This window comes from Paraburkholderia sp. GAS448, from assembly GCF_050435685.1.
Taxonomy (GTDB): Bacteria; Pseudomonadota; Gammaproteobacteria; order Burkholderiales; family Burkholderiaceae; genus Paraburkholderia.
In genome coordinates, this window is sequence record NZ_JBNDKT010000152.1 from 1 (window position 1) to 1286 (window position 1286).

Consider the following 1286-nt stretch of genomic DNA (forward strand, 5'->3'; position numbering starts at 1 on the left):
AGAGGTGGCGCCGAGAATTCGGACAGTTCGTTGAGTGGAAAAGCTGGGGCGTGAGTCGGTCATAATGGCCGGCAACAGGGAACCAGAAGATGACGAAACGAAACCGACGAACACACTCAGCGGCGTTCAAGGCAAAGGTGGCACTCGCGGCGCTCAAGGGCGACAAGACGTTGGCAGAGCTGGCCCAGCAGTTTGATGTCCATCCGAATCAGATCACGGACTGGAAGAAGCAACTGCAGGAGCGGGTTGCCGATGTGTTCGAAGCGGGCAACTCGGCGCCAGCGGCACCGCCAGTCGACGTGAAGGTACTGCACGCGAAGATCGGGCAGTTGACGCTGGAGAACGATTTTTTAGAAAGCGCGCTCAGCAAGGCGGGACTGCTGGGCGTAAGGCGATGATCGATCGTGATCACGCCCTGCCGGTGACACAGCAGGCGCGGCTGGTAGGCATCAGCCGGTCGAGCGCCTATTACCAATCGCGTGGGGTCAGCGAAGCAGATCTGAAGTTGATGCGCCGGATTGACGAGCTTCACCTCGAGCATCCATTTGCAGGAGCACGAATGCTGGCACGGCTGCTGCGTCGCGAAGGAATCAAGGTCGGGCGCAGGCACGTCGGCACCCTGATGAAGCGCATGGGCATCGAGGCGTTGTATCGCAAGCCGAACACGAGCCGCAAGCATGCAGCCCACAGGATCTGGCCGTACCTGCTACGCAACCGGAAGATCGACCGGGCCAATCAGGTCTGGGCGCTCGATACGAGCTATATCCCGATGGCGCGCGGCTTCGTCTATCTGACGGCTGTCGTGGACTGGGCGAGTCGTCGGGTGCTGGCACACCGGGTGGCGATCACGCTGGAGAGTTGCCATGCTGTCGAGGCGCTGGAGGAGGCGTTTGCGAAATACGGGCTGCCTGAGATTGTCAACACGGATCAAGGCAGCCAGTTCACCGCAACCGAATTCACCGACGCGGTGCTCGGCCGGAACGTTCTTCTGTCCATGGATGGAAAGGGCGCCTGGCGTGACAACGTGTTCGTCGAACGGGTGTGGCGCAGCGTCAAATATGAAGAGGTCTATCTGAAAGCCTATGACTCGGTCAGCCACGCCCGTCGATCAATCGGCGATTACCTGAACTGGTATAACCAGAACCGGCCTCATTCCAGGCTCGCCGACCAGACACCGGATGAAGCATACTTCGCCACGCTGCCAGCGATAAAATCGGCAGCTTGATTGCCTCAGCGATTCCACTTTAAAAATCGCGGATCCCGTCCGAACGAACGAGGCCACCTCT

Annotated in this window: 1 protein-coding gene; it reads left to right on the forward strand. The window is 59.6% G+C overall.

The features are described 5' to 3' along the window. The first annotated feature begins 89 nt into the window (after window positions 1-89). Window positions 90-1225 (forward strand): IS3 family transposase gene (locus P3T23_RS47735; RefSeq protein ID WP_429322961.1). Its coding sequence is split into 2 segments (ribosomal slippage): window positions 90-354 and window positions 354-1225, totalling 1137 coding nucleotides; the frame shifts between segments, so codons are not numbered across the junction. Window positions 1226-1286 lie beyond the last annotated feature (61 nt).